We start from the raw sequence: 8,537 nt of genomic DNA, 5'->3' as shown, positions 1-8,537 counted from the left end.
ACCGGTTGGTGGTGTCGGCGGGTGTGACGGCGGATGTGGTGGCCGGGCATTCGATCGGCGGGGTGGTGGCGGCGTTCGTGGCGGGTGCGTTCTCGCTGCACGATGCTGCGGTGTTGGTGGTGGCCCGGGGCCGGTTGATGGGGTCGGCGCGTTCGGGTGGGGCGATGGTGGCGGTGGAGGCCACGGAGGAGGAGGTGCTGGCCGAACTGGTGGGCCTGGAGGGGTCGGTGTCGTTGGCGGCGGTGAACGGGCCACGTTCGGTGGTGCTCTCCGGCGACGACGGACCGGTGCTGGAGCTGGCCGGACGGTGGCGTGAACGCGGTCGCAGGGTCAAGCAGTTGACGGTCAGTCATGCGTTCCATTCGCCGCACATGGACGGCGTGTTGGAGGAGTTCACGCGGGTGGCGGGCGGGGTGGTGTTCGCGGAGCCGCTGCTGCCGGTGGTCTCCGACCTGACCGGTGGCCTGGCCACGGCGGAGGAGTTCGCGGACCCGGCGTACTGGGCGCGGCACATCCGTTCGGCGGTGCGCTTCCACGACGTCGTGCAGACGCTGCACGACCAGGGCGTCACCCGCTACCTGGAACTCGGCCCCGACGCCGTCCTCACCCCGCTCGTCCGGGAGGCGCTGGACCAGGACGCCGACCCCGTAGCCGTCCTCCCGCTCGCCCGTCGCGGCCGTCCGGAGGTCCGCGTCCTGGCGGACGCGCTGGCCCGGCTGTTCGCCGCCGGCGCCCCGGCCGAGGTGCTGCGGCCGCTGCTGCCCGGCCCGGCGGTCCCACTGGACCTGCCCACCTACCCGTTCCAGCACACCCACTACTGGTCGGCGCCCCGCCCGGTCACCGACGCCGCCGCCCTCGGGCTGGCCGAGGCCGGCCACCCCCTGCTGGCCGCCGCCGTCGGGACCGCCGAGGACGGCGGACTGCTGCTCACCGGCCGGATCTCCCCGGCCGGGCAGGCCTGGCTCGCGGAGCACGAGATCCTCGGCACCCCGCTGCTGCCCGGCACCGCCTTCCTGGAACTGGCGCTGGCCGCCGCCGCCCGCATCGGTGCCGACGGCGTCGAGGAGCTGACCCTGCACGCCCCGCTGCCGCTGCCCGCCGGCGGCGCCGTCCAACTCCAGCTCGCGGTCGGCCCGTCGGACGGGAACGGGCGCCGGACCCTGGCCGTCCACGCCCGCCCCCAGCGCCCCGGCCAGGAGGACGGCGAGGGCTGGACCAGGCACGCCGAGGGCCTGCTCGCCGACGGCTCGCTCGCCGACGGCTCGCTCACCGAGGCCCTTCCGGGGGCGGCCCCGGCGGCCGCGCCGGAGCTCGCCGCCTGGCCGCCGGCCGGCGCCGAACCGCTGGACCCGGACGCCCTGTACGCCCGGCTGCTCGCCCGGGGGTACGCGTACGGCCCCGCCTTCCAGGGCGTGCGCGCGGCCTGGCGGCTCGGCCCGGAGCTGTTCGCCGAACTCGCGCTGGGCGACGAACAGGCGCTCTCCGCCGAGGCGTTCGGCATCCATCCGGCCCTGCTGGACGCCGCCCTGCACCCGCTGGTGGACGCCGAGAGCGCCGACCGGGCCGCCGGGGGCGGCCTGCCGCTGCCGTTCTCCTTCGGTGCCGTCCGGCTGCACGCCCAGGGAGCGGCCCTGCTGCGGGTCCGCTGGACACCGGGCGCCGAAGGGGCCGCCCTCGCGGCCTTCGACGTCGAGGGCCGGCCCGTGCTGTCCGTCGGCTCGCTCGCCCTGCGCACCGCGACACCCGTCGACGCCGCCGACCGGTCCGCCGAGCGCGGGGCGCTGCACCGCCTCGACTGGATCCCCGTGCCGGTCGACGCCCGGCCCGCCCCCGGGCGGACCCTGCTGCTGGGGCCCGCACCGCAGGGCCTGTCCGCGCTGCCCGCCCTCCCGGACCCGGCCGCGCTGCGCGCCGCCCTCGACGCGGGGCAGCCCGCGCCCGGGACCGTCCTCGCCGTCCTGCCGGACACCGGCGCCGACCGGCCCGCCGCAGCGCGCGAGCTCACCCGCGAAGCGCTGCGGCTCGCCCAGGACTGGCTGGCCGACGAGCGCTTGGCGGACACCGTCCTCGCCGTCCTCACCCGGCACGCGGTCGCCGCCACCGCCGCCACGGCCGACGGTCCCGCGCCCGACCCGGCCGCGGCCGCCGTCTGGGGGCTGCTGCGCAGCGCCCAGAGCGAGCACCCCGACCGCTTCCGGCTCGTCGACCTGGACGACGACCCGGCCTCGGCCGCCGCGCTCCCGGCCGCCCTGGCCACCGGCCTGCCCCAACTCGCCCTGCGCGCGGGCGCGGTACTCCGACCCGTGCTCCAGCCCGTGCCGTCACCCCGCCCGTCCCGACCGGCCGACAGCCCCGCGACGGGCCGGACCGACGGCGCCGCACCGGCCCTGGCCGACAGCCCCGCGCCGGACCTGACCGGGGGCACCGTCCTGATCACCGGCGGCACCGGCGGCCTGGGCGGCCTGCTCGCCCGCCACCTGGTGGAGCGGCACGGCGTCCGACGGCTGCTGCTGGTCAGCCGCCGTGGCCCGGCGGCCCCCGGAGCGGCCGAGACCGCCGCCGAACTGACCGCCCTGGGCGCGGAGGTGGTCCTCGCCGCCGCCGACACCGGAGACCGGGCCGCGCTGGCCGCCCTCCTCGCCGACCTGCCGACCGACCGTCCGCTGCGCGCGGTCCTCCACCTCGCCGGAATCGTGGACGACGCCACCCTCACCGGACTCGACGCCGACCGGATCGCCCGGGTGCTGCGGCCCAAGGCGGACGCCGCCTGGCACCTGCACGAGCTCACCGCCGACCTCGACCTGGCCGCCTTCGTCCTGTTCTCCTCCGTCTCGGGCATCACCGGCACCGCCGGCCAGGGCGGTTACGCGGCCGCCAACAGCTTCCTGGACGCGCTCGCCCAGCACCGCCGGACACTCGGCCTGCCCGCCCTCTCGCTGGCCTGGTCGCTCTGGGCCGACCAGGACGGCATGGCCGGCGCCCTGGACGCCGAGGCCCTCCGCCGCTGGAGCCGCAGCGGGCTGCCGCCGCTGGACACCACGGCCGCACTGGAGCTGTTCGACGCGGCGCTCGCCGGAACCGCCCTGCTCGCCCGAGCCGACACACTCGCCGGATCCGCCCCGTTCGCCGGAGCCGACCCGCTGCTGGTACCGGCCAGGATCGACCGGGCCGCACTGCGCGCCCGCGCCGCCGACGGGCCGCTGCCGGCCCCGCTGCGCGGCCTGGTCCGCACCCCGCTGCGCCGCAGTGCCGCCGCGCGCGCCGGAGGACCGGCGGGCGGCACCGGCTGGGCCGAGCGCACCGCCGCCCTCCCCGAGGCCGAACGCGCCCGGACGGCAGCGGAGTTGGTGCGCGGAGCGGTGGCCGCCGTGCTCGGGCACAGCGGCACGGACACCGTCGACCCGGACCGTGCCTTCAAGGACCTCGGCCTGGACTCGCTGACCGCCGTGGAACTGCGCAACCGCCTCAACACCGCGACGGGCCTGCGACTGCCCGCCACCGTCGTCTTCGACCAGCCCTCCCCGGCCGCCCTGGCCCGGCGCCTGCTCGCCGAGCTGGACGGCACCCGGACCGTGGACCGGGAGGTGTCGGTGGTGCGGGCGGTGGTGGTGGACGAGCCGGTGGCGATCGTGGGGATGGCGTGCCGGTATCCGGGTGGGGTGGGTTCGCCGGAGGAGTTGTGGCGGTTGGTGGTGGAGGGTCGGGATGCGATCTCGTCGTTCCCCTCGGACCGGGGCTGGGACCTCGACGCGCTCTACCACCCCGACCCCGACCACCACGGCACCTCCTACGCCCGCGAGGGCGGCTTCCTGCACCGAGCGGCCGACTTCGACGCGGAGTTCTTCGGGATCTCGCCGCGTGAGGCGGCGGCGATGGACCCGCAGCAGCGGCTGCTGCTGGAGTCGTCCTGGGAGGCGCTGGAGTCGGCCGGGATCGACCCGGCCGACCTGCGCGGCAGCCGGACCGGCGTCTTCGCCGGGGTGATGTACAACGACTACGGCTCCCGGCTCCAGCGCGCCCCCGAGGGCTACGAGGGGTACCTGCTGACCGGCAACACCTCCAGCGTGATCTCCGGCCGGATCGCCTACACCTTCGGGCTGGAGGGCCCGGCGGTGACGGTGGACACGGCCTGCTCCTCCTCGCTGGTCGCGCTCCACCTGGCCGCCCAGGCCCTGCGCAGCGGCGAGGCGGACCTCGCGCTGGCCGGCGGCGTCACCGTGATGGCCCGGCCGGACACCTTCGTGGAGTTCAGTCGGCAGCGGGGGTTGTCGGTGGACGGTCGGTGCCGGTCGTTCGCGGCGGGTGCGGACGGGACGGGGTGGAGTGAGGGGGTGGGGGTGCTGGTGGTGGAGCGTTTGTCGGATGCGGTGCGTCACGGGCATCGGGTGTTGGCGGTGGTGCGGGGTTCGGCGGTGAATCAGGACGGTGCGTCGAACGGTTTGACGGCGCCGAACGGGCCTTCGCAGGAGCGGGTGATCCGGGCGGCGTTGTCGGCGGCCGGGTTGGGTGCGGGGGATGTGGATGTGGTGGAGGCGCATGGGACGGGGACGCGGCTCGGGGATCCGATCGAGGCGCAGGCGTTGCTGGCGACCTATGGCCAGGAGCGTTCTGCGGAGCGGCCGTTGTGGTTGGGGTCGTTGAAGTCGAACATCGGGCATGCGCAGGCGGCTGCGGGTGTGGGTGGTGTGATCAAGATGGTGCGGGCTCTGGCGGAGGGGGTGTTGCCGGGGTCGTTGTATGCGGGGGAGCCGTCGCCGTTGGTGGACTGGGCTTCGGGTGGGGTGGAACTGCTGGCCGGGGCGCGGGAGTGGCCGGAGGTGGGTCGTGCGCGTCGGGCGGGGGTGTCGTCCTTCGGGATCAGTGGGACGAACGCCCACGTGATCCTGGAGCAGGCGCCGGAGGTCGCGCTGTCTTCGGAGGTCGTGGTGGAGCCGTCGGGGGTGGTGGCCTGGCCGGTGTCGGCGCGTACCGACACGGCGCTGCGCGCCCAGGCCGTACGACTGCTGGCCTTCGCTCAGGACCGCCCGGAACTGCACCCGGCCCGCCTGGGCCTCGCGCTCGCCCGGACGCGTGGTGCGCTGGAGCGCCGGGCCGTCCTGCTCGGCGCCGACCGTGCCGAACTCCTGGACGCACTGGCGAAGTTCGCCTCGGATGAGGAGAGCGCGGCCGTGCTGCACGGCCGGGTCGCGCCCGGTGGTCGTACGGCGTTCGTGTTCACGGGTCAGGGTAGTCAGTGGTCGGGTATGGGGCGTGGGTTGTACGGGGCGTTCCCGGTGTTCGCGGCGGCGTTCGACGAGGTGTGCGCGGCGTTCGATCCGTTGTTGGGGCGGTCGTTGCGGGAGGTGGTGTTCGAGGGCGGGGAGTTGCTGGATCGTACGGAGTTCACTCAGCCGGCGTTGTTCGCGGTGGAGGTGGCGCTGTACCGGTTGGTGGTGTCGGCGGGTGTGACGGCGGATGTGGTGGCCGGGCATTCGATCGGCGGGGTGGTGGCGGCGTTCGTGGCGGGTGCGTTCTCGTTGCACGATGCTGCGGTGTTGGTGGTGGCCCGGGGCCGGTTGATGGGGTCGGCGCGTTCGGGTGGGGCGATGGTGGCGGTGGAGGCCGCGGAGGGGGAGGTGCTGGCCGAACTGGTGGGCCTGGAGGGGTCGGTGTCGTTGGCGGCGGTGAACGGTCCGCGTTCGGTGGTGCTCTCCGGGGACGAGGAAGCGGTGCTGGAGCTGGCTGGGCGGTGGCGGGAACGCGGCCGCAGGGTGAAGCAGTTGACGGTCAGTCATGCGTTCCATTCGCCGCACATGGACGGCGTGTTGGAGGAGTTCACGCGGGTGGCGGGCGGGGTGGTGTTCGCGGAGCCGCTGCTGCCGGTGGTCTCCGACCTGACCGGTGGCCTGGCCACGGCGGAGGAGTTCGCGGACCCGGCGTACTGGGCGCGGCACATCCGTTCGGCGGTGCGCTTCCACGACGTCGTGCAGACGCTGCACGAGCAGGGCGTCACCCGCTACCTGGAACTCGGCCCCGACGCCGTCCTCACCCCGCTGGTCGAGGCGGCCCTCGGCGCGGACGCACCCGTGGCCGCTGCGGCCGCCCTGCGCCGGGACCGACCCGAAGCGCGGGCCGTGGCGACCGCCCTGGCCCGGCTGGCCGTCACCGGGACGGCCGTCGACTGGCCGGCCCTGACCGGGGTGACCGGCCGCATCGCCGACACGCCGGAGCTGCCCGGCTATCCGTTCGAGCACCGGCGCTACTGGCTCGACGCCGACGCCACCCCGGCGGACCCGCGTGAGGTGGGCCTCGACCAGGCCGACCATCCGCTGCTCGGCGCGGAACTGCAACTCCCGGACAGCGGTGGCCTGGTGCTCACCGGCCGGCTGTCCCCGGCCGCGCTGCCCTGGCTCGCCGAGCATGAGATCCTCGGCACCCCACTGCTGCCCGGAGCCGCCCTGGTCGAGCTCGCGCTCCGGGCGGGGCAGCGCGTCGGCGCCCCGCACCTGGCCGAACTGACCCTGGAGTCCCCGCTGCCGCTGCCCGCCGAGGGCGCCCTGCAACTCCAGCTCGCGGTCGGTCCGTCCGACCCGTCCGACCCGAACGGCCTGCGCGTGCTGGCCGTGCACACCCGGCCGGCCGGGGACGGGGACGCCCCCTGGACCAGGCACGCCACCGGAACCCTCGCCCCGGAGGGCCAGGGAGCACCAGGGTTCGCCGACTCCGCCGACTTCGCCGCCGTGCGGGTCTGGCCCCCGGTCGGCGCCGCACCCCTGGACACGGACGCCCTGTACCCGGAGCTCGCCGCCGACGGCTACCGCTACGGCCCCGCCTTCCAGGGCCTGCGCTCCGCCTGGCGGGCCGCGGACGGCACGCTCTTCGCGGAGGTCGGGCTGCCCGAGGGCCCGGCGGCCGAGGCCGGCGCGTACGGGCTGCACCCGGCGCTGCTGGACGCCGCCCTCCACCTGCTCGCCCGGTACGGCCGCGCCGCGGGTGCGGAGTCCGCACTGCTGCTGCCCTTCGCCTGGCACGGTGTCTCCGTGCACGCCACGGGCGCCACCGCGGCCCGGGTCGCGCTGCGACCGACCGACGGCGGCTACCGGCTGGTCCTCGCCGACGCCCAGGGCGCGCCGCTGGCCGAGGTCGCCCGGCTCGACCTGCGGCCGGTCACCCGCGAGGCGCTGGCCCGCAGCCTGCGGACCGTCGCCGACCGCTCGCTGTACGCGCTCTCCTGGGAGCCCGTGCCGCCGCCGCCGTCCGTACCGCCCGTCCCGTTCACGGACCCCATCGCCGCCGCGGTCGCCGTCCTCGTCCCGGCCGGGCAGCGGCCGGACCTCGACCTGCTGCCCGCCGCGACCCTGGTGACCGCGCTCGCCGAGCTCCCGGAGCCGGTGCCGTCGACCGTCCTGATCCCGTACGCCACCCCGGCCGACGCCGGCTCCCCGGCGGAGGCCGCCCACGCCGCCGTCCGGCTCCTGCTGCCGGTGCTCCAGGAGTGGCTGGCCGAGCCGCGCACCGCCGGCTCCCGGCTGGTCCTGCTCACCCGGGGCGCCGTCACGACCGGCGCCGACGAACCGGTGCGCGATCTGGCCGCCGCCTCGGTGCGGGGCCTGTTCCGCTCGGCGGCGGCCGAACACCCGGGCCGGGTGGCGCTGTTGGACGCCGGGGAGGGCGAACGGGTGACGCCGGACCTCCTCCGGTCCGACGAGGAGCCCGAGCTGGCGGTCCGCCAGGAAAGGATGCTTCGCCCCAGGCTGACCAGGGCCGAAACCTCCGACCGGCAACCGGACCTCGGGGCGGGAACCGTCCTGCTCACCGGGGCCTCCGGGGCGCTCGGTGCGACGGTGGCCCGCCACCTGGTGCACTCCCACGGCGTCCGGGGCCTGCTCCTGCTCAGTCGCCGCGGCAGCGTGGAGCCGGGCCTGGTCGAGGAGTTGACGGCGGCCGGGGCCGCCGTGGCGACCGTCGCCGCCGACGTCGCCGACCCCCGGGCCGTACGGGCCGCGCTGGACCGGGCGCCCGCCGGGCTGCCGGTCACCGCCGTGCTGCACGCGGCCGGCGTGGTCGACGACGGCGTGACCGAGGGCCTCACGGCGGAGCGGGTCGCCGCCGTGCTGCGGCCCAAGGCCGACGGCGCCTGGGCGCTGCACGAGGCGACCAGGGAACTGCCGCTGCACGCCTTCGTGCTGTTCTCCTCGGTCGCCGGACTGCTCGGCACCGCAGGCCAGGGCCCGTACGCGGCCGCCAACTCCTTCCTCGACGCGCTCGCCGCCCACCGGCGCGAACTGGGCCTACCCGGGCTCTCCTTGGCCTGGGGACTGTGGGACGGCGACGGCATGGGGAGCCGGCTGTCCACCACCGACCTGGCCCGGCTGGCCCGGACCGGCATCGCCCCGCTGCCCCCGGCCGAGGCGCTCGCCCTGCTGGACGACGCGCTCGGCTCGCCGCAGCCGCTGCTCGCCCCGGTCCGGCTGGACCTCGCCACGGCCACGGCGAGCGGCACCGTCCTGCCCGCGCCGCTGCGCGGCCTGGCCCGCCCGGGCCGCCCGGCCCCGCGC

General features: G+C 76.6%; 1 protein-coding gene. It reads left to right on the top strand.

Features of this window, described 5'->3' with window-relative positions; all coding sequences use genetic code 11:
- Positions 1–8: 8 nt before the first annotated feature.
- The coding region (locus tag ACFXOZ_RS41290; RefSeq protein WP_380595205.1) for an SDR family NAD(P)-dependent oxidoreductase at positions 9–8,537 on the top strand (8,529 nt) is incomplete at its 3' end.

Source organism: Kitasatospora sp. NPDC059160, assembly GCF_042755465.1.
GTDB lineage: Bacteria > Actinomycetota > Actinomycetes > Streptomycetales > Streptomycetaceae > Kitasatospora.
The sequence above is the reverse complement of the archived record's forward strand: the minus strand, read 5'-3'. Positions and strand labels throughout refer to the sequence as shown.